Genomic DNA, 21,595 nt, shown 5'->3' on the forward strand with positions numbered 1-21,595 from the left:
GGCGAAGCGAACATACCCTAGTTTCGGCAATTTAATTTTGTTGTCTACTATGGCCATGTTGCTATTGGTTTCTTTCGTGGTGTAGGATTGTACCGGATTCTTTTTAGACTTGAAGCGCGGAGCTTTATTTTGTTTCTTGAAGAATCGAGTAAAGGAATCAGCAAGGTTTTTCAGGGAGGATTGAAGGGCAATGCTGTCCACTTCTTTTAGCCATACGAATTCCTTTTTTAGTTGCGTTAATTCAGCCGAACAAGCATTGTAAGTTAATCCTTTGCCTGTTTCTTGGTAGGTATCGTTCCATTGCCCTAAAAAGCGATTAAAGACAAAACGAGAACAGCCGATGGTTTTAGCAATGAAGATTTCCTGTTCTTTGGTTGGATAGAGACGAAATTTGTACGCTTTGTTGATGAGCATTGTTTTCACCCCCAATAGGAATGTATGTTCTTATTATACCTTAACAAGAATCTCTTTGGCTACCGCCAACCGCCATTCATCTCCCCCTTATCGTTGGGCTTCTCCCTTCACACGATGGAAGAGGGAGTCTTCTGTCGGGAAATGATAAAAGCCGGTGACATTTTAAACGAGTAAAATGTCACCGGCTTTTTATTTAAGAGGGGTTTTGGCCCCATCCTCTCATGTTTAACGTTTATTAATTTCTTCTAATAACAACTTGTTAACCATTGGCGGGTTCGCTTTTCCTTTTGAGGCTTTCATAATTTGGCCGACTAGGAAGCCAATGGCACGTTCTTTTCCGTTTTTGAAGTCTTCGATTGATTGTTCGTTGTTATCGAGGACTTCAGTTACCATTTTCAGAAGCTCGCCTTCATCAGAGATTTGCACGAGGCCTTTCTCTTTAACGATTTCTTCTGGGTCTCCACCTTTTTCAATCAAATCCTTGAACACTTTTTTCGCAATTTTAGACGAGATGGTCCCTTTTTGGATTAACTGAATCATTTTTGCTAAACCTTCAGGAGTTAACGCAACATCTGCAAGCTCTTTTTGTTCAGCATTTAAGTATCCTGAAACTTCACCCATTAACCAGTTTGATGCAAGCTTTGCGTCTCCACCTTTGGCAACCGTCTCTTCAAAGAAATCCGACATTTCTTTTGTTAGTGTTAAAACGACCGCATCATAAGCTGGTAAGCCTAATTCTTCGACATAACGAGCTTTACGAGCATCTGGCAATTCTGGGATCGACGCACGAACACGTTCTTTCCACTCCTCATCAATATGGAGGGCGACTAAATCAGGCTCGGGGAAATAACGATAGTCATCAGAACCTTCTTTCACACGCATTAAAAGTGTCTTACCTGTTGCCTCATCAAAACGACGTGTTTCTTGCTCAATGATTCCACCTGATAACAACACTTGCTCTTGACGCTTCTCTTCATACTCTAGTCCTTTACGAACAAAGTTGAACGAGTTTAAGTTTTTCAATTCTGCTTTTGTTCCGAACTGCTCTTGACCAACTGGGCGAAGAGAAATATTAGCATCACAACGTAAAGAGCCCTCTTCCATTTTACAATCGGACACACCAGCGAATTGAATGATCGCTTTTAATTTTTCTAAATAAGCATATGCCTCTTCAGGAGTACGGATATCCGGCTCCGAAACAATCTCAACTAATGGTGTTCCTTGACGGTTAAAGTCAACAAGTGAATAACCATTACCAGAGTGCGTTAATTTACCTGCATCTTCTTCTAAATGAATGCGTGTAATACCGATTCTCTTTTTCTTACCGCCAACTTCAATCTCAATCCAACCATGCTCCCCAATTGGTTTATCAAACTGCGAAATTTGATATGCCTTAGGATTATCTGGATAAAAGTAGTTTTTACGGTCAAATTTTGTATCTGTGGCTACTTGGCAGTTTAGAGCCATCGCTGCTTTCATCCCAAACTCAACGGCCTTTGCGTTCAAAACTGGCAGGACACCTGGATAGCCTAAATCAATCACACTAGTGTTTGCGTTTGGTTCAGAACCAAAATGATTAGGGCTAGCAGAGAAAATTTTTGACTCGGTTTTTAACTCAACATGGACCTCAAGTCCGATTACTGTTTCAAAATTCATTGCTTACTCACCCCTTACAATTCTGGCTTCTGTTTATAATAGTCTGTTGCATTTTCATAGGCACTAGCAACACGGTAAACCGTTACTTCGTCAAAGTGTTTACCGATAATTTGTAAACCTAAAGGAAGTCCATCCTTAAAGCCACATGGTACAGAAATTCCTGGTACACCTGCTAAGTTTACTGGAATCGTTAAAATATCATTTGCATACATCGTCATTGGATCTTTTGTGTTTTCACCAATTTTGAACGATGGTGTTGGTGTTGTTGGTCCGACAATAACATCATAATCTTCAAAAATCTTTTCAAAGTCTTGTTTAATTAACGTACGTACTTGCTGGGCTTTTTTGTAATAAGCATCATAATAACCAGAGCTTAAGGCAAATGTTCCAAGCATAATTCGACGTTTAACCTCATCACCAAAACCTTCAGCACGAGTTTTCTTGTACATTTCAATTAAGTTCTCTGCATCCTCCGTACGATAACCGTAACGAACTCCGTCAAAACGAGATAGATTAGCAGATGCTTCCGATGATGAAATTAAATAATACGTAGCGAGGGCGTATTTAGAATGTGGTAAAGAAACCTCTTCCCAAACGGCTCCTTCTTTTTCTAATACTTTTAATGCATCAAGTACGGACTGTTTAACTTCTGGATCAACACCTTCAGCTAAGTACTCTTTAGGAACGGCAATCTTTAATCCTTTTACTCCTGCTTCTAATTTAGAAGAAAAGTCAGGAACGTCGACATTCGCTGATGTTGAATCCATAGGGTCAAGTCCGGAAATTGATTGGAGGAGATAGGCATTATCCGCTACATTACGCGTAATGGGTCCAATTTGGTCTAGAGATGAAGCAAATGCCACTAAACCGAAACGCGATACACGACCGTATGTAGGTTTTAAACCGACGACGCCACAATAGGCAGCAGGTTGACGAATTGAACCACCTGTATCCGAACCTAATGAAAAGGGAACTTCGCCCGCTGCAACTGCCGCCGCCGAACCACCACTTGAGCCACCAGGTACATGATCAAGATTCCAAGGGTTTCTCGTTACTTGTAAACCTGAATTTTCAGTTGATGAACCCATCGCAAATTCATCCATGTTTAATTTACCGATTGTAACAGCTTCAGCTTGTTGTAGCTTTTGTACAACCGTTGCATCATAAATAGGATCAAAGTTTTCAAGAATTTTACTTGAACAAGTAGTCCGTAAATTTTTTGTAACGATATTATCCTTTACCCCGATTGGCATCCCAAATAAAGTGCCAAATGAACGATCCGTTCCTAATGCTTCGTCAAGCTGCGAGGCATATGTACGTGCTTTTTCTTCATCTAAGGTAACAAAAGCTTTTACTTTGTCTTCCACTTCGGCAATTCGTTTATAAGATTGATCAACGAGATCCGATACTTTCAATTCTTTTTTATGGAGCTTTCTGTGGAGCTCCGACATTGGTAAGTCAAATAATGACATGAAGCCTACCCTCCTTATTAATCTATAATAGATGGAACACGAACTTGTCCATCTTCATGGTCCGGTGCATTTTTTAATACTTCTTCTACTGGTAAACCCGCAGTTGACTTATCTTCGCGCAGAACATTGGTCATGTTTAATACATGTGTTGTCGGTTCAATACCGTCTGTGTCTAATTCATTTAATTGTTCAGCAAAAGAGATAATTTTATCTAATTGCTCTGTAAACATCTCTGCTTCCTCTTCTGTAATCGCAAGGCGTGCCAAATGGGCAACATGCTTCACTTGATCCTTTGAAATTTGAGACATTACTCGCTTCCCCCCTTCATTTTCGAACATCTTGACAATATGATCAATAATACCAAATTCCGATTGGATAGGCAATAAAGCGAAGCAAGGAACAAGGCAAATGCCCTAAGATTTATCGACTTTTTTGGTGGCGTTCCTCATACCTTTTTCCCCACCTACCTCGACCATAAAACCCAAATCCAAAACAAGCAAAACCCCCCTAGCCAAATCACGGCCAAGAGGGTTCCTTTGCTTTATCTAAATCTTACTTTAATTCATCGCTCAATTGCTTCACTTCATCAAATTGTGCTTGGATTGTTTTAGATGGTTCTTTTCCTGCTAAGCTGACGATAATTGCCGCTAATCCAGCTAAGATAAAGCCTGGGATGATTTCATATAAACTAAAGAAAGCAATTTCGTTAAAACTCTCTGCAGATACACCAAACCAACCGACAATCCGCTCAAGCTCAGCCCAAATAATAACCGTTAAACCACCGACAATCATTCCAGTTAACGCACCATTACGTGTCATACGTCTCCAGAAGAGAGCTAATAATAAAACCGGCCCAAAAGCTGAACCGAATCCTGCCCATGCATAACTGACAAGCTCAAGGACAGAGCTTTCTGGGTTATAAGCAAGTAGAATCGCGATAAAGGCAATTAATAATACCCCTATCCGACCAACCCACATTAACTCTTTTTGCGATGCCTTCTTTCTGAAAAACGGTTTATAAAAGTCTTCAGCTAAGGCACTAGATGATACGAGTAACTGTGAATCAATGGTACTCATAATCGCTGATAAAATCGCGGCAATTAAAAACCCAGCTACCCATTCATTCATTAATAGTTGTGTAAATAAAATGAACACTGTTTCTTCTTGATTTTCTGGTAAGGCTGTTCCCGCTGGCCCAAATTCTGAGAAATAAGCAAGACCAGCTAGTCCAGTAAATACAGCACCAAACAATGATAAAATCATCCAAGTCATACCGATTGCTTGGGCTTTTGGAAGCTCTTTAGTAGACTTAATCGCCATAAAACGAGTAATAATATGTGGCTGTCCGAAATAACCTAGTCCCCAAGCAAGTAAAGAAATCATTGCAATAAAACCAACACCTTGGAACGCATCTAAATAGGCAGTATCAATTTGACCGATAGCTTGAACGGTTTCATTCCAGCCTCCAATTTCAGTGATCGCGACAACAGGAACAATAACTAAAGCTAAAAACATTAACGTTCCTTGAAATAAATCCGACCAACTTACAGCTAAAAATCCACCAACAAATGTGTAGGAAACAATAACTAAAGCACCAATCCATAACGCTTCCGTATACCCCATCCCAAATGATGATTGGAATAATAACGCCCCTGCTACTAGTCCTGATGAGGAATAAAAGGTAAAGAATACTAAAATGACAATAGCGGAAATCACTCTCAGCACTTTGGAGCTATCTTCAAATCTATTTTCAAAGAAGTCCGGTATTGTAATCGAATCCTTCGCTTTTTCTGTAAAAAGACGTAATCTCTTCGCAAGAAACTGCCAATTTAAATACGCACCAATAGCTAAACCAACTGCTATCCATATTTCACTCATACCACCAACGTAAATAGCCCCTGGTAAACCTAATAAAAGCCAACTACTCATATCAGAAGCGCCTGCACTTAAAGCAGCTGTTGCCCCTCCAAGTTTTCGACCACCTAATACATAATCGGATAAGTCCTTTGTTTTAAAATAAGCATATAAACCAAATGCTAATAAAACGACCATATAAAATATAAATGTTATAAATGTTGCTTGACTAATGCTACCCATGTCATTCTCCTCTCTTTATGATCCACTGTAAAATCGATAAAACAATTAATAATGGCATTGGAACCAATAATAAAATCCATGTCGCCGTTGTTAATGTGTAGTCCACCTAGACACCTCCTCAAAACTTTTATACAACGTCTATGCATACCCAAATTCCTTAAAAGCTAAACACCTTTCTTAGAAATGGTTAAAACAACAGAATTGATCATAACACACCACAAAAATCAGAACATTGTAATCATTTTAAAAACAACTTCCGGATGAATAATCATGCATAACTATAGACTTATTTTAGCCATATATGTATTTTTCGTTATATATATTCAAAAAAATAAATGAAGATTAATTATCACAATTATCTGTATTTAAATCCCATTAAAACAAGTTTATTCTATTATGAAGCCCTTTTTCAACTACTTTAAGCAAAAAAAATCTCCCGTTCTTAGTTTATCTAAGAACGAGAGATACTAATTTTAAACTTATGAAAATTTATCTTGAACCTTTAATATATGGTTTTCCAATTGCTTTTGGTGCCGCGTTTTTACCGACAAAACCAGTTAACGCAATAATCGTCAATACATATGGTGCGATTAATAAAAAGACTGGATGGATTTCTGAGAAAAACGGTAACTGGGCACCTGTTGTACTCAACGCTTGAGCAAGTCCAAAGAATAATCCAGCCCCAAGAACTCCAAGTGGATTCCAACGACCAAAGATGAGGACAGCTAAAGCCATAAACCCTTGTCCTACAATCGTTGTCGCAGAGAAGTTACCAGAGACCGTCACCGCAAATACAGCACCACCGAGTGCCCCAAATGCTCCACTTAACATAACCGCTACATAACGCATTTTATTAACGTTTACGCCCATTGTATCAGCTGCCATTGGATGCTCCCCGACTGAACGAAGTCTTAAACCAAATGGCGTGTAGAAAATAACATAATAAACGACAAAAACTAAAGCAAGAGCGACATAGGAAGTGACATACGCATTCGAGAAGAACAATGGTCCAATAAACGGAATTTCACTTAATCCAGCCACATTCGTTCTAAAAATACGATTTTGAATATAATCTGTTTGTCCTCTTCCAAAAAATAAACGAGTTAAGAAAATTGCAAGACCTAGAGCTAAGAAGTTAATCGCAACACCGCTGACGATTTGATCGGCTCGGAACGAAATTGAAGCAACTGCGTGAAATAAGGCAAAAAGCGCTCCGACAATGGCTGCGATAATAAGAGCAATCCATGGCGACGCCGCTCCTACTCCAGCTCCTTCTAACCATAGAGTCGACACAATCCCGATAAAAGCCCCGGAAATCATTAACCCCTCAAGACCAATGTTTACGACCCCAGCTCGTTCACTAAATAAACCACCTAATGCTGTTAAGATAAGAGGAACTCCAGCATAAATCGCTGCTGGGATGACAAGTGCAAGAACTTGCATAATATCCATCTTTAAATTCCTCCTTTCTTAATGCGGTTCGTAACCCAACGAATAATATAACTTGATGCTACAAAGAAAATAATTAAAGCGATCACGATATCGACTAATTCCATCGGCACTCCAGCTTGTTGTTGCATCGTTAAAGAACCAACTTGTAAACCCCCGAATAGGAAGGAAGATAAGAAAACACCGATGGCCGTATTAGCACCTAATAAGGCAACCGCGATTCCATCAAACCCTACTCCACTAAAGCCACTTAAAATCGACATATATCCATAAGTACCTAGCCCTTCCATCGCACCTGCAACACCTGCAAAGGCACCTGAAATAACCATGGCGAGGACCACATTGCTTTTGACATTCATACCTGCATACTTTGAAGCATGTTGGTTAAAGCCAACCGCTCTCAACTCATAACCTTTTTTCGTTTTCCATAATACAAACCACATGATAACACACGCTAAAATGGCTATGACAAAACCATAATGTAGTCGTGAGTAATCCGTAATCGATTGAAGGAAGTCCGACTGTAAAGAAGCGGATGGATAAATCGACTCCGTTCTTTCTCCCGGAACAATTAAGAATGCACGGATAATCGCATTAGCACTATAAAGAGCAATATAGTTCATCATAATCGTTACGATAACTTCATGAACCTCAAAACGAGCTTTTAAAAAGCCTGGTAGGAAGCCCCAAAGTGCTCCAGCTAACGCACCAGCCAAAATCGACAGTGGCAAATGGATGATCATCGGTAAATCAAGAGCACTACCGACATACACTGCCGCAAGCCAACCAACGATTAACTGTCCTTCAACCCCAATATTTAACAAGCCTGTCCGGTAAGCAAATGCGACAGCTAAACCAGCCAAGATAAGTGGAGTCATCGCTCGAATGGTCTCGCCAATATAGTAGGAATCACTAAAAATCCCTCTTAATAACGCACTATAGGCAACAATCGGATTATAACCAGAAATAAGCATTAAAATAGCCCCAATTAAAACCCCTAAGAAAATTGAAATGATCGGAATTAGCAAACCGCTTAATTTCCCAAATTTATTTCTTTTATCCACGATTCTCTTCACCTTCCTTCTGACGCTTACCTCCAGCCATCAATAGACCAAGTTCTTTTTCGTTCGTCTTGTCAGCATCAACAATATCAACAATTTTCCCATCATAAATGACGGCAATTCGATCACTGACATTTAGAACTTCATCAAGCTCAAGCGACATAAGTAAAATGGCTCTCCCTTTATCACGTTCTTTGATTAAACGTGTATGAATGGACTCAATCGCTCCAACATCTAAACCACGTGTCGGTTGTGCCGCAATAAGGAAGTCTGGTGAACGATCCACCTCTCTGGCAATAATCGCTTTTTGCTGATTCCCACCAGATAAAGCACGGGCTTCTGTATATTCACTCGGTGTTCGTACATCGTAATCGTCTATTAATTCACGAGCTTTTTCATAAATCTTTGGATACTGAAGAATCCCCATTTTTGAATAAGGCTCATTATAATAAGTTTGTAATACGATATTCTCACCAATTGAGAAATCTAAAACAAGGCCATGCTTATGGCGATCCTCTGGAATATGACCGACGCCAGCTTCTGTTACTTTACGAGGTGGGTGATTAGTAATCTCGTTGCTATTTAAATAAATATGTCCACCATCAACTTTACGTAAGCCTGTAATCGCTTCAATCAGTTCTGATTGCCCATTACCTTCGACTCCAGCTAATCCAACAATTTCACCGGCTCTAATTTCTAAATCCAAACCTTTTAGTGCTTCAACTTTACGACTATTTTTCATCGTAACATTTTCAATTTTAAGTACCGTCTCTTTTGGCTCTGCTGGTGTTTTTTCAACCGAAAAGTTTACTTCGCGTCCCACCATCATTTCCGCAAGTTTGGCTTCGCTTGATGTTTTAACATCGACTGTGCCAATCCCCCTACCACGGCGAATGACGGTACAACGATCACATACAGACATAATCTCTTTTAATTTATGAGTAATTAAAATAATCGATTTTCCTTCTGCAACAAGCTTTTTCATAATGCCAATTAATTCTTGGATCTCTTGTGGAGTTAACACAGCTGTCGGTTCATCAAAAATTAAGATTTCCGCCCCACGATAAAGAGTCTTTAAAATTTCGACACGTTGCTGCATCCCGACTGAGATATCTTCAATTTTGGCATATGGGTCCACTTTAAGACCATATTGTTTAGAAATCTCCGCCACTTCTTTTGCGGCTTTTCGAATATTTAATCGACCGGCCTTTGTTGGCTCATTTCCTAAAACAATGTTCTCAGTTACTGTGAAATTCTCAACCAACATAAAATGCTGATGAACCATACCTATTCCAAGGCGATTAGCAATATTAGGATCAGTGATCTCGACATCTTCACCACGGACACGGATGTTTCCTTTTTCAGGCTGATACAAGCCAAATAAAACATTCATTAATGTTGATTTCCCTGCTCCATTCTCCCCTAAAAGAGCATGAATTTCGCCTTCTTTTAATTGTAAGGTGATATTATCATTCGCAACAATTCCAGGAAATTCTTTACGGATGTTATTCATTTCAATTACATAGCTCACCTAGTTCACTCCTTACCGCTCATAATCAACACTCTAGCATTTTATAGGGCTAATGATGAATTGGGAGAACGGTTCAATTCATCATTTTCCCTACATTCATCTTATTCACATATTACTGACAACAAAGGCTAGTGTAGCACTAGCCTTTGTTGATATTTTCTTTTAATTAAAAATTAAAGACCGTTTAAATACTCTTCGTATTCTTCATCTGTCATTGGAACTTCCACATCACCTGATAAAATGCTATCGCGATATTCATTCACTTGATCTTCAATTCCATCAGATAAGTTTTGAGTAGAATCAGCAATACCAACACCATTTTCCTCTAAACCATATACAAGAATTTCTCCACCAGGGAAGTCACCATTCATAGTTCTTTCCGCCACATCGGCTACCGCCACATCTACACGCTTAACCATTGATGTAAGCATTACAGACTTTTCACCATCATAAATTCCATCTTCATATTGGTCTTGGTCAACCCCGATTGCCCATACATTTTCACCATTACGTGCACGGTTGATAGCTTCTGTAATTAAACCATTACCAGATCCACCAGCAGCATGATAAATAATATCAGCACCTTGACTATACATTGTGTTTGCAATTTGTTGTGCCGTAGTTGCATCGTTAAAGTCACCTACATATTGAACCGCAATTTCGATGTCAGGGTTTACAGCTTTTGCTCCAGCTTTAAAACCATTTTCGAACTTTTTAATAAGGTCACTATCCATTCCACCAATGAAACCAACTTGATCAGTCTCAGATTCTAAAGCAGCAACAACACCAACTAGGAAAGAACCTTCATGCTCTTCAAACGTCATATGTGCAACGTTTTCGAACGGTTCGCCAGTTTCTTCGTTCATAACAACCATGTCAATAATTGCTAGTTGTGCATCTTCATTTTGACTAGCGACAGTTCTCATCGCATCCTCCATCAAGAAGCCTACACCGAAGACTAATTCTTTACCTTCACGAACTAAACCACGTAAATTCGGCTCAAAATCAGGAATACTACCTGATTGAACATAAGAATAGTTTGTACCTTCAGTAAGATTAAACTTCTCACCAAAATCTTTTATACCATTCCATGAAGACTCGTTAAAGGATTTATCATCAATCCCACCTGCATCCGTTACCATCCCTACAGTAAAATCACTTGTTTCTGCAGTTCCACCATCGCCGTCACCAGTGCTTGTCCCGTTATCATCGTTCCCAGCACCACAAGCTGTTAGAGCGATAGCAGCAGCCAAACCTATTGTTGCATTACGTAACCACTTTTTCATTGAATGAATCCCCCTCTTTTTTTAATTACTACTTATACACATTCATATCATAGCAGTAACTTTCAATAGTATGCTCACCATTTTAGTGTGACAACTATTGCTAGGATTTATTCTAATCTCTTTATTAAAAAATGACTAGATCTTATGGCATATTTATTTCCTAATAATCGATTATTCTCCAAATAAACCGCTATCATATTATGAATGTATAAGATTCATTAAGGAATTTCATATAAGAGATCAGACTTCTGATGTCTTACTTAGAAACGTCCTAAATATATCATGTTTAACTTAAATAATAAACATCTTTCTAATGAAAAATCGATTTTTGTCATACTTTGTACGAAAAGATATTTCGACATTACCAAAAGTTGGTTTTATCTTTCTTTTCACTCTTTTCAGTTAGTTGATTTTAATTGAATAAGGACCAAATTTAACCATGTTTTTTTGTGAATCACGGTATAAAAAGGAGATTGTGACAAAACCTCCTCTGATATGAAAACCCGGTGATATTTACAACGAGTAAATGTCACCGGGTTTCGTTCTGTATATGGAAATAATCCTGTATGCGTTAAAGGGTGCTCTACTCACCGTTCCCGAAAATCATGCTCCGCGTCCTGTGGGGTGGCACCGAACTAATCGGCTCCGCCGCTGGATTTCGGTTCTGCCACTAGATCCCACGGGAGTCTACGCATGTTTTCGTCCACTAAGGCACAGGACAATCTTCGTTTTCACCCTTGTAGGTAATAGAATGAAGTGACTAAATTCAAAACGGAGAATTAGAAAGCCGAAAATCATCTACAATATGTTCTTTGCGCTCGTTTTCTACTTTCTATAGTTAGTTATGTCCCAGCCTTCTATTGATTAATATGAATCAGTGGTTCTTCATTCGGGTTTCGAATGACTTGTGCTTCTTGTTTTCCACCAACCGAGTTTATATAAACATTTACTTTTAACGTATCTTGATAACGCTGCTTTATTCGATTTGCGACAAATTGAGATAAGGCAACAATTTCTGTTTTCCCTTGATATTGCAAGGAAATTTCAACCGTTAACTCTTGTAATTGATCATTATTATAAAAACCTCTTCCAACCACACCCACATATGTTTCAAAGAAACCTTGAATGTCATCTTTAAACAAGTTAAATTGATCCGCATCGCCTCTTACGTCACGGTTCGCTTCTGTAGAAGGAAATAAGTAATACTGTTCATTAATATCCTGCCATCTTGATAGCCCCTCATTCGGCTCTGCTACAGACCGTGCAATATAATTTCCGGGTACGGCCGCTTGACGTGGCTGTTCTTGAAAAAGGGCAACAACGATAGGGATGTTCTGGAAAGCTCCCTCTTCACGGTTATTAGAACGAATCCGATTCACAACTTCTTCTGCTATCTTTTGACCCTCTTCTAAAATGTTATCATCTTCTAGTTCTACGGAATAAAAGTAACGTCCACTATCTGTATCCACGTTAAAATTGTACACGCTATTTAACGACAGACCTATCACAATTCCACCGACTTCATAATTGCCGTTCTCTTTCTCTACCAAATAATTATGCTCGATCAAATGTGAAAGGTATCTTGGACTTCCTTCTTCTCGTTCTCTCATATCCGTATCTTCATCCCCAAATAAGGCCGGATTTAAACCAGATGGATTATTGTCTTCATCATATCTCCTGATCCAACTATTGACTTCCGCACTAGACAGGAACTGACCTTCACGGAAAAAGTAACGCTCATTATCAAAATACTCCTGAGCAACTCTTGTTAATCCGATTTCAAATTGATCTAAATCAAGGCGATTTGAGACAAGTGATGTCCCGAGTCCTCTCGTTTCCCCATGAGGATAGACGCCATCATATAAAATGCTCCGATAATAGTCCTCCGAATTCGAAATATGAGGGATAACCGCAACATCTTGGTCCTCTGTTGCTGGTTCATCCTCAATGCTAATATCGTCATTTGGTTGTTGTAAAATCGGGATACAGCCGGATAACACTAGGATCATAGCACTCAGCAAAAGCAAACATTTCTTCATCAAACCCCTCCTCTCCTATTATTTATTTTCTAATTCAAAAAAGGCATCCATTAATTGCTGCTCATCCCAAATAAGCACACCTAACTGTTCTGCCTTTGTTCGTTTCGAACCAGCCTCTTCGCCCGCAACTACTAAATCGGTTTTTTTACTTACACTACCTGTCACTTTACCACCGTATGCTTCAATTTTCTCCTTCGCCTCATTACGAGAGAGCTGCTCTAATTTCCCCGTTAAAACAACCGTCTTTTGATGGAATGGACTTTCTTCCAATACATCCTCTGATCGAGAAACGCTCGGTCCATTATACGTTAAATTAACCCCTAACGAACGTAATTGCTCGATTAAATCCGTGACTTCAGGCTGTGCAAAGTAAGAATGAATGGAACCAGCCATTTTTTCTCCGATTTCATCAATCGTTAATAAACTTTCTTCACTTGCCCCTTGTAATGCCTCGATTGTTTCAAAATGAGCCGCTAAAGTTTTCGCTGCTTTTGCTCCGACAAAACGAATGCCTAAACCAAATAAAAGACGTTCGAGTGAGTTCCCCTTAGAAGCTTCAATCGCCGCTAATAAATTATCGACTGATTTAGCACCCATTCGTTCTAACTCTAATAATTCATCCCGATTTAACCGGAACAAATCCGCAACCGTTTGAATAAGCTTATGTGAAAATAATTGCGCTACGACCTTTTCACCTAAACCATCTATATTCATCGCATTTCGCGAAACAAAGTGGATTAACCCTTCACGAACTTGTGCAGGACATTGAGGATTAATACATCTTAAAGCTACTTCACCCTCTAAACGAACAAGCTCACTTTCGCATTCCGGACAATGAGTGGGCATTAAAAATTCACGTTCGCTGCCATCACGTTTGTCCGTTAAAACATTGACAACTTCTGGAATAATATCTCCAGCCTTTTTGATAACAACTGAATCACCTAATTTTAAATCCTTCTCTCGAATGAGATCCTCATTGTGAAGAGACGCTCGCTTTACGGTCGTTCCTGCGACAATCACTGGGTCTAAAATCGCCGTTGGGGTCACAACACCTGTCCGACCAATACTCAATTCAATCTCTCTTAAAGTTGTTACGACTTCTTCAGCCGGAAATTTATAGGCAATCGCCCAACGCGGACTTTTAGCCGTAAAACCTAACTGTTCTTGCTGTTCAATTGAATCAAGTTTAATAACAATCCCATCAATCTCATAAGGGAGCTCCTGCCGCTTTTCTAACCAGCTCTGTACAAACTCGATCACTTCATCAATGCTTACGCAAAGGGCCGTTTCTTGATTGGTTTTAAATCCTAAATTCTTAATAAGTTGTAGTGCCTCAAAATGAGAGTTTAATTCGTCATTTTCAAGGTAACCAATCGAATACGAAAACATCGATAAGTTACGTTTCGAGGCAATTTTAGGGTTTAATTGCCTTAAGGAACCCGCTGCCGCATTACGAGGATTAGCAAATTTCTCCTCTCCCTCGGCCTCTCTTACTTCATTTAATTTTAGAAATGATTGTTTTGGCATATATGCTTCGCCACGAACTTCAATCGTCACGTCTTCTTTCAAACGTAATGGAATCGCTTGAACCGTCTTTAAATTATTTGTAATGTCTTCACCAATCGTTCCGTCCCCTCTTGTTGCCCCGCGCACAAAACGACCGTTCTCATACGTTAAAGAGACCGCTAACCCGTCAATTTTCAACTCACAAGTATAAGCAACGTCATCCCCCAGTTGATTGCGAATCCGCTTATCAAAATCACGCAAATCTTGTTCAGAAAAGGCATTACCGAGACTTAACATTGGCGTACGATGCTCCACTTTTTCAAAATAAGGGAGAGGATCTCCGCCGACACGAACCGTCGGAGAATCATCGGTGATTAATTCAGGGAATTGCTCCTCCAATTCAATTAATTGTTGGAGCTTTTGATCGTACTCGGCATCAGATACGACCGGATTATCAAGCACGTAATAATGATGCCCATACTCATTTAATACTTCTCTCAGCTCATTTATTTTAATTTCAGCCTCTTGTCTTTCCATAGCTTTCGTCCTTTCTTATTGCTTTGAAATCGGAGCAAATTTGGCAAATAAACGTTTAATCCCTGTTGGCTGTGGAAAAGCAATATCTAATTCTAATGAATCGCCTTCCCCTCTTAAACTTACGACCGTGCCAACTCCCCATTTCTTATGATTGGCTTTATCGCCGACCTTCCATTCAAATGTGTCTCCGCCTGTTTCTGTCATTTGTGGACGATGCGGGGTAGGAGCCTGTCGCGTTTGTGACCTAGACGTTTTCATCCACGCTGGTGTTGCTTTTTGCTCCTCGTGTAAAAGCTCAAGGCAATGTTCTGGCACTTCTTTAATAAATCTAGATGGTGGATTCGAATTAGTCCGACCATACATCGTTCTCAGCTTCGCATTTGTTAAATAAAGACGCTGCTCAGCACGCGTAATTCCGACATAGGCAAGGCGACGCTCCTCTTCCATTTCATCCTCTTCAAATAAAGACCGGCTATGTGGGAAAACACCTTCCTCCATCCCGATTAAGAACACGACAGGGAATTCTAACCCTTTGGCTGAGTGTAACGTCATTAGCGTAATCGCATCTTTCTTTTTCTCCTCTTCTTCCTCATCATCAAGTCGATCAATATCGGCGACAAGGGCTAAATCGGTTAAAAAGGCGACAAGGGTTTTGTCTTCGTTATTTTTTTCAAATTCTTGTGTTACCGTAATAAATTCATCGATATTTTCTAAACGACTTTGAGCTTCAATCGTCTGTTCATTTTTTAAAACATCACGATAGCCTGTCCGCTCCAATAAATCTTCCACTAGCTCTGTCACAGATAAATAATCTTGCATTTGAATCCAATGGCCAAGCTGGTCTCGGAATTCTCTGAGCTTCGTCATCGCACGTGGAGTTACACCGGTTTGCTCAATTTCCTGAAGTACCGAAAAAATCGAAAGCCCATTAGCAATCGCATAAGAAGCAAGCTTATCAACCGTTGTCGCTCCAATTCCACGCTTAGGGACATTGACAATTCTTCTTAAACTAATATCATCATCCGGATTAGAAATCAGACGAAGATACGCAAGTACGTCCTTAATTTCTTTCCGATCATAGAATTTTGTCCCACCGACAATGTTGTATTCGATATTAGACTTCACAAAAAATTCCTCAATCACACGGGACTGAGCATTCGTCCGGTATAAAACAGCAACTTGAGAATTATTAAAGCCTTCTTCTCTCGTTGCTTCACGCACTTTTTCGACAACAAACTGAGCTTCTTCCTGCTCCGTTCCTGCTGCGTAATAATTAATTTTATTTCCTTGATCATTTTCCGTCCAAAGATTTTTCGGTTTTCGGTTACGGTTATTGCCAATGACTTGATTCGCCGCCTCTAAAATCGTTTTCGTTGAACGATAATTTTGTTCAAGTAAAATGACCGTAGAGGTTGGATAATCTTCTTCAAAGGAAAGAATGTTCGCAATATCCGCTCCACGCCAGCGATAAATCGACTGGTCGGAATCCCCTACGACACAAAGGTTTTGATATTTATCACTGATCATTTGGACGAGTAAGTACTGAGCTCGGTTTGTATCTTGGTACTCATCCACTAAAATGTATTGGAATTTGCGTTGGTAAAACTCTAACACCTCGGGCACTTGCTTAAACAAATCGATCGTTTTCATAATCAGATCATCAAAGTCCATCGCATTATTGTTTTTTAAACGCTTCTGATATTCAACATACACTTCTGCTGCAGTTTGCTCATACAGCTGGGTTGCACTCGCGACAAACTCTTTTGGTTTTGTTAGTTCATTTTTGGCACTGCTAATCGTTCCAAGAATACTTCTTGCATCAAACTTTTTTGGATCTAAATTCTTTTCTTTTAAAATTTGCTTAATAACCGAAAGCTGATCGGCTGAATCAAGAATCGTAAAGTTACGACTGTAGCCAATCCGGTCGACATCTCGTCTTAAAATGCGCACGCACATAGAGTGAAAAGTTGAAATCCAAATATCTTCCGCTACTGGTCCAACAAGTTTTGCGACACGATCCTTCATCTCACGTGCCGCTTTATTTGTAAAAGTAATCGCTAATACATTCCACGGAGCAATTCCTTTCTCACGTAATAAATAGGCAACCCGGTGCGTTAACACTCTCGTCTTTCCACTTCCAGCTCCAGCCATCAAAAGCAACGGTCCTTCCGTATGCTTCACCGCAGCCTTTTGCTCTGGGTTCAAACCCGCTAGCATTTTATCGATAATTCGTTCTTGCATACGCTCACCACCAAACAAATGTTCTTATTTTATCATAATAGATTTCTATCTTTATTGCAATGCACCTTTAACAGCCGAAACCGTTTTTAAGGCTGCCTCAAAATCTTCATATATTAAATTCCCAATGACAATCGTATCCGCATAAGCGGCCATTTGTCTCGCCTGCTCTTCGGAACGAATGCCCCCACCATAAAAGAGCTTCGTTTGTTCTAATACCGCTGACACTTGTTTCACTGTATCCACATCGCCATATGTGCCACTATATTCTAAATAAAAAACAGGGAAACGATAAAGATTTTCAGCCATTCTTGCATACGCAATAATGTCATCTTGCTCTAAATCAACCTTCGCTTCTGTTAACTCAGCAACCTTTGAATCACGATTTAAAACACAATAGCCTTCCATCACGACTTCATCCCAATTCATAATCGCCCCAAACTCTTTAATCGCTTGATGATGTCGGCCTAAAATCCATTCTCTTTTTTCACTATTCATCACAGACGGAATAAAAAAGTAATCACAGCCTGGAGTAATCGAATCGACATTAGATACTTCAAGTGCACATGAAATCGCATAGCGACGTACTTTAGCCATTACGTGTAACGTATTATCAAGAGTCACTCCATCCGTGCCTCCAATAATAATTCCATCTGTTCCCGATTCACAAATCATTTCTATTTGTTCATCCGTCAACGCCCGATTCGGATCTAATTTAAAAACATGACGCCACTCTTGATAGTTTAGCATCTCAATCTCCTACTTCCCTACAATCTTTTTAACCATTCTACTCCAATTAAAATAGACTTATTCTGTTCGTCATTATATCAAAGATAAAGACTGTTGTCGTTGCTTCTTCCCCGTTATCCTGTGACCAAATTGTAGAAAAGAATGGGAATGAGATTCTTTTTTCATATAACAGTAGTGGGTAAACCGGAGTTGACGGCTTTACTCGGCTCTTTTTTCACACCAACGTCGACCAAGCCGCAGTTTCCGTTTAATATTTACTTTTCTTCTCTTCCCATAAAAAAAAGACAACAAAGCTTTCATAAGCACTTTGTCGCCTTTTTTATATCAATTTACTCAATCATTAATTACAACTAGTTTATCTTCGACTGATGTTCGTTTCTTTGCTTTTGGGACGATTTCATAATAACCGATATGCAAAGTTGCCACGATTTTTTCTCCCGGCTGAACCCCTACTGCTTCTCTAAAAATAGGATCGAGATTATAGGCATTTGTTTTCCAACAAACTCCTATTCCTTTTTCCCAAGCTAATAATTGGAAGTTTTGAATCATAGCGGATACGGCACAAATATCCTCTTCCCACTTTTTCTGTCTAGGGTCCTCTGGCATGACTACTAAAAGGTGCAACGGTATATCTTGATAATACTTTTCCATCGCCGCAGCCTTATTCTCTTTTTGCTCGGCATTATATGTGTCAATCACGGCGTCTGCAAATTTCTTTTTTCCTTTTCCTTCAAAAGCAATAAAACGCCACGGCTCACGCTTTCCATGATTCGGAGCATATACGGCGTCATTTAAAAGCTCCACCATGTCCTGAAGTGGGATTGGATCTGTTTTGAAATCCCGTATGCTTCGACGCTCACGAATTAATGTCGAAAGCGTACTCACTTTTTCATTCATAAAAACTCCCATTTTAAGCACCACCTATTCATCATTCTTTTATCGGCACCAATTAATATTGATAATCATTTTCACTTATAACTATAGTATAAAGGGACAAGTTATGAAGAGCAAGTCTCGAGAACACTTTGCTTGTTTGCTTGCTTTCTAAGTAAAAACGTATCTAACTTTTCTAATAGATAAACAAATGAAAAAGAGGGCTAAATGTACAAAAAAACCATTTCGAAAAATCAAAATGGTTTTTTACTATAAATTCAATTATTATTTGGGACGAATAATAACGGCTGTTCCATAGGCAATAATCTCAGAGGCATTTGCCATAACCGTTGAGGTTTGCATCCGAAACCCGATGATTGCATTAGCCCCTTTTTTCTCAGCAGCTTTTTTCATTCTTTCCACTGCCAAACTGCGAGCTTCTTCCATCATTTCGCTGTAGCCTCTTATCTCTCCGCCAACTATTCCTTTTAATGAAGCTGTAATATCGCGTCCGATATGTTTCGTTTGCACTGTTCCACCTTCTACAAAACCTAATACTTCTTCAACCGTATAGTTTGCTACTTCATTTGTTGTGACAACTAACATCTTGCCGCCCCCTTTTATTAAACCTATATTATCTAATTCTATTTACGTCGCCTGCAGACAAATGGTTTCATTTTTGAAGAATATTTACCTATCAATCAACATCTAGCCATTTTAATTTCTATCGGTTATTCTTGAATGCCTATATGAGTAAAGTTAGTGACGTCAAACAAGCCTCTATCTGTTAATTTAAGCGCCGGAATAACTGGGAGTGCTAAAAAGGACAAGGTGATAAACGGGTTCCAGCCACCCTCAAAACCAATCTCCTCTAAGGCACGGTCGATCTTTTTCAAACGGGCATAAACTTCTTCAAATGGTTTTAAGCTCATCAACCCAGCTAACTCTAATGGTAACGATGCTAAAATCTCGTCTCCCTTTATGACCGCAATTCCACCACGAATGTCTCTTACATGAGTGATTGCTGTATATAAACTTTTATCATCGACACCACAAGCCACGATATTATGAGAATCATGGGCAACGGTTGAAACAATTGCTCCTTCTTTTAAAGGTATCCCTTGGACAATTCCAACCCCGACATGACCAAGATTATGATGACGTTCAACGACGACCTGCTTTAAGAGCTGCTTTTCAACTGAGCTTTTAAACAACCCGTCCTCAACATCCACTTCTTCTTTTAAATGTTCCGTAATAATCGAGCCTGGTTTTGTCCGAATAATATTGGCCTTTTTGCCTTTTTCAAGTGGCAATGCTAATGATTCAAAAGTAAAATCGCGTAAACGTACACTATCAGTTAGTGAGAGAGGTGGGTCTACTTGATGACGTAATTCGGTTATTAACTGACCAGCTTCAGCGACCTTCTCCCCTCTCACAAAAACTTGTTCAATTTCAAGATTTTCTAAATGACTCACAATCAAAACGTTTGCTTCATACCCTGGGGCAATCGCTCCTTTTTCTTTAAGGCCAAAACATTCAGCTGCATTTAGACTCGCCATTTGTATCGCTTGAAGCGGTTCAACTCCATGTTGAATCGCTAAACGAATACTTGCATCAATGCTTCCTTTTTCAACTATATCATCCAAATGTTTATCATCGGTTGAAAATACACAACGTCTTGCATTAGCAGTAGTTAAGATAGGCAGTAACGCTTCAACATCTTTGGCTGCTGTCCCTTCTCTCATTAACAAGTACATCCCTCGTCTAAGTCTTGCTAATCCTTCTTCTGCCGTTACTGCTTCATGATCATTGCGGATTCCCGCCGTCATATATGCATTTAATCCATCCTCATTAAGGCCAGCTGCATGACCATCAATTCCTGCTCCATTCTTTTTAGCAATATTCAGCTTTTGAAGCATTGATTCATCACCGGAAAGGACGGCAGGGTAATCCATTACTTCTCCTAAACCGTGTACTTCCTTATTTTGAAATAATAAATCAATATCATTGATCGTTAAATCAGCGCCATTATTCTCAAAGGAGGTCGCTGGTACACATGATGGGGCCATTATTTTTACATCTAGAGGCAAATCCTTAGAAGCATTGACCATGTATTGGACCGCATTTAATCCACCGACATTGGCAATTTCATGAGGATCAGCCATGACCGTTGTGACGCCTCTTGGAACGACGATTTTCGCGAACTCTTCTGGGGGGACCATCGCAGATTCGATATGAACGTGACCATCAATAAAAGCAGGAGAAATGTATTGACCGTTCAATTCGACGACCTCTTTTGCTTCCTCATACGAACCAATTCCAACGATATAACCATTTTTTATCGCCACATCTGCCTCATAAAGCGATAATGTAAACACATCAATGATTTTTCCATTTTTTAAAATTAAATCAGCCTCTTCTGTTTTAGCTGCTGCTGCAATCTTATCTTTCAACTCATTTTGATGAACCATAAGCACACCCGCCTCATTATGTATTTTTCCTATTGTAGTATGATTTGATTCAAAATGCACCTGGTTCGTGAGGAAATCACCGGAAAGGATTTATATCAATCCTTTGCTTTTAAGACAATTAAGTTGAGGCATTGGCTTCTTTAGGTCGCTCCTCCCTCTTTTTTCACACTCTGTGTTGTCTTCGCTCCTAATTATGTTAATAACTAACCCCAATA

The 21,595-nt window shown here is 39.5% G+C and carries 16 protein-coding genes; all 16 read right to left on the minus strand.

The genetic code is table 11. From position 1 onward, the window contains the following. Window positions 1-414, minus strand: a 414-nt coding sequence (locus BALCAV_RS16155; protein WP_040324133.1) for an RNA-guided endonuclease TnpB family protein, incomplete at its 3' end; no start/stop codon positions are given. Window positions 415-639: 225 nt separating this feature from the next. After that, a complete protein-coding gene (gene gatB / locus BALCAV_RS16160; RefSeq protein ID WP_003320438.1) occupies window positions 640-2,070 on the minus strand; it encodes an Asp-tRNA(Asn)/Glu-tRNA(Gln) amidotransferase subunit GatB in 1,431 nt (476 codons plus the stop codon). Window positions 2,071-2,084: 14 nt separating this feature from the next. Beyond that, on the minus strand, window positions 2,085-3,542 hold the full coding sequence (gene gatA / locus BALCAV_RS16165; RefSeq protein WP_003320437.1) for an Asp-tRNA(Asn)/Glu-tRNA(Gln) amidotransferase subunit GatA: 1,458 nt from the start codon (window positions 3,540-3,542) through the stop codon (window positions 2,085-2,087). Between the two features lie 17 nt (window positions 3,543-3,559). Next, a complete protein-coding gene (gene gatC, locus BALCAV_RS16170) occupies window positions 3,560-3,850 on the minus strand; it encodes an Asp-tRNA(Asn)/Glu-tRNA(Gln) amidotransferase subunit GatC (protein ID WP_003320436.1) in 291 nt (96 codons plus the stop codon). Window positions 3,851-4,094: 244 nt separating this feature from the next. Further along, the gene (putP, locus tag BALCAV_RS16175; RefSeq protein WP_003320435.1) at window positions 4,095-5,639 is read right to left on the minus strand and encodes a sodium/proline symporter PutP; all 1,545 of its coding nucleotides are present in this window, start codon (window positions 5,637-5,639) and stop codon (window positions 4,095-4,097) included. 489 nt (window positions 5,640-6,128) lie between these two features. Next, a complete protein-coding gene (locus BALCAV_RS16180; RefSeq protein ID WP_003320434.1) occupies window positions 6,129-7,091 on the minus strand; it encodes an ABC transporter permease in 963 nt (320 codons plus the stop codon). 2 nt (window positions 7,092-7,093) lie between these two features. Continuing rightward, complete coding sequence (locus BALCAV_RS16185) at window positions 7,094-8,116, minus strand: ABC transporter permease (RefSeq protein WP_407920842.1); 1,023 nt, start codon at window positions 8,114-8,116, stop codon at window positions 7,094-7,096. Window positions 8,117-8,144: 28 nt separating this feature from the next. After that, a complete protein-coding gene (locus BALCAV_RS16190; protein WP_040324134.1) occupies window positions 8,145-9,680 on the minus strand; it encodes an ABC transporter ATP-binding protein in 1,536 nt (511 codons plus the stop codon). A gap of 173 nt (window positions 9,681-9,853) precedes the next feature. Beyond that, a complete protein-coding gene (locus BALCAV_RS16195; protein ID WP_003323861.1) occupies window positions 9,854-10,966 on the minus strand; it encodes a BMP family lipoprotein in 1,113 nt (370 codons plus the stop codon). A gap of 857 nt (window positions 10,967-11,823) precedes the next feature. Beyond that, window positions 11,824-13,005 (minus strand): CamS family sex pheromone protein, encoded by a 1,182-nt coding sequence (locus tag BALCAV_RS16200; protein ID WP_003324155.1) that lies wholly within the window; start codon window positions 13,003-13,005, stop codon window positions 11,824-11,826. Between the two features lie 18 nt (window positions 13,006-13,023). Continuing rightward, on the minus strand, window positions 13,024-15,048 hold the full coding sequence (ligA, locus tag BALCAV_RS16205) for an NAD-dependent DNA ligase LigA (RefSeq protein ID WP_003324156.1): 2,025 nt from the start codon (window positions 15,046-15,048) through the stop codon (window positions 13,024-13,026). 15 nt (window positions 15,049-15,063) lie between these two features. Next, window positions 15,064-17,289: a DNA helicase PcrA gene (gene pcrA / locus BALCAV_RS16210; RefSeq protein WP_003324157.1), complete on the minus strand. Its 2,226-nt coding sequence runs from the start codon at window positions 17,287-17,289 to the stop codon at window positions 15,064-15,066. A gap of 51 nt (window positions 17,290-17,340) precedes the next feature. Beyond that, window positions 17,341-18,036, minus strand: coding sequence for a heptaprenylglyceryl phosphate synthase (pcrB, locus tag BALCAV_RS16215; RefSeq protein ID WP_003324159.1), 696 nt, complete (start codon window positions 18,034-18,036; stop codon window positions 17,341-17,343). A 333-nt stretch (window positions 18,037-18,369) separates the two neighbouring features. Continuing rightward, window positions 18,370-18,945, minus strand: coding sequence for a nitroreductase family protein (locus BALCAV_RS16220; protein WP_003324160.1), 576 nt, complete (start codon window positions 18,943-18,945; stop codon window positions 18,370-18,372). Window positions 18,946-19,194: 249 nt separating this feature from the next. Further along, window positions 19,195-19,515 carry a YbjQ family protein gene (locus tag BALCAV_RS16225; RefSeq protein ID WP_003324161.1) on the minus strand — a complete coding sequence of 107 codons (321 nt, stop codon included), beginning with the start codon at window positions 19,513-19,515 and terminating at the stop codon, window positions 19,195-19,197. Between the two features lie 125 nt (window positions 19,516-19,640). Continuing rightward, window positions 19,641-21,380: an adenine deaminase gene (gene ade / locus BALCAV_RS16230; protein WP_003324162.1), complete on the minus strand. Its 1,740-nt coding sequence runs from the start codon at window positions 21,378-21,380 to the stop codon at window positions 19,641-19,643. Window positions 21,381-21,595: the final 215 nt, after the last annotated feature.

The organism is Alkalihalobacillus alcalophilus ATCC 27647 = CGMCC 1.3604 (genome assembly GCF_000292245.2).
Lineage (GTDB): Bacteria > Bacillota > Bacilli > Bacillales > Bacillaceae_D > Alkalihalobacillus > Alkalihalobacillus alcalophilus.